This is a genomic window from Photobacterium aquimaris, from assembly GCF_002954455.1.
Lineage (GTDB): Bacteria > Pseudomonadota > Gammaproteobacteria > Enterobacterales > Vibrionaceae > Photobacterium > Photobacterium aquimaris.
Genome location: NZ_MSCC01000001.1, coordinates 2,355,667 through 2,356,568, shown reverse-complemented (window position 1 = coordinate 2,356,568; position 902 = coordinate 2,355,667). Strand labels below are relative to the sequence as shown.

Annotated in this window: 5 tRNA genes; all 5 read right to left on the bottom strand. The window is 41.5% G+C overall.

Annotated elements, in window-relative coordinates:
• Window positions 1-4: 4 nt before the first annotated feature.
• A tRNA-Thr gene (locus BTN98_RS10405) sits at window positions 5-80 on the bottom strand.
• A 48-nt stretch (window positions 81-128) separates the two neighbouring features.
• Window positions 129-204: transfer RNA gene (locus BTN98_RS10400), tRNA-Asn, on the bottom strand.
• 44 nt (window positions 205-248) lie between these two features.
• Window positions 249-324: transfer RNA gene (locus BTN98_RS10395), tRNA-Phe, on the bottom strand.
• Between the two features lie 317 nt (window positions 325-641).
• A tRNA-Ser gene (locus BTN98_RS10390) sits at window positions 642-728 on the bottom strand.
• 56 nt (window positions 729-784) lie between these two features.
• Window positions 785-860, bottom strand: a tRNA-Asn gene (locus BTN98_RS10385).
• Window positions 861-902: the final 42 nt, after the last annotated feature.

The following is a 902-nucleotide window of genomic DNA, read 5'->3' as shown; positions in this document are numbered from 1 at the left end:
TAAATGGTGCCGACTACCGGAGTCGAACTGGTGACCTACTGATTACAAGTCAGTTGCTCTACCTACTGAGCTAAGTCGGCACATTAATTCTGTAATCTCTCCGCTCAAATGAGCCAAGAAATAAATAGTGGCTCCCTCTACTGGACTTGAACCAGTGACATACGGATTAACAGTCCGGCGTTCTACCAACTGAACTAAGAGGGAACAGATTTTGTCGTTGCTTGGCACCAAACTTCAAAGAGAAGAAATGGTGCCTCGAGGCGGAATCGAACCACCGACACGAGGATTTTCAATCCTCTGCTCTACCGACTGAGCTATCGAGGCAACGGAGCGCATTAAAAAGGTTTTTGAGCTTTTCGTCAATGGTTTTTTTTCAAATAGTTATCAACATTGTCTTTTTTACTCTGATTGCTGTTATTTTGCTCTTAATTGTTGGGTTTTTTGGTGTTTGTCTGTCTCGATGAGGAAAAGCGTTTGATGGTGTCAGCGTTGTAAAAAAGTGGATTGAAGAAAAATGAGTGATGGAATATAAGTCTAATTTATCGTCATTCCCCACAGTGAGGTTACGAACGAGATAGGGAATTTCATTAAACTCCAGACGAAAAAAAACCTTGTCTTTCGACAAGGTTTTCTTGTTTGGCTTCACTCTACTGGACTTGAACCAGTGACATACGGATTAGCAGTCCGCCAAGCTTCTCATAAAGTGTCGCCAACTGAACTAAGAGGGGATTTCATTAAACTCCAGACGAAAAAAAACCTTGTCTTTCGACAAGGTTTTCTTGTTTGGCTCCCTCTACTGGACTTGAACCAGTGACATACGGATTAACAGTCCGGCGTTCTACCAACTGAACTAAGAGGGAATTATCTTTTACTATTCAACACGATAAATCGTATCAAATTTT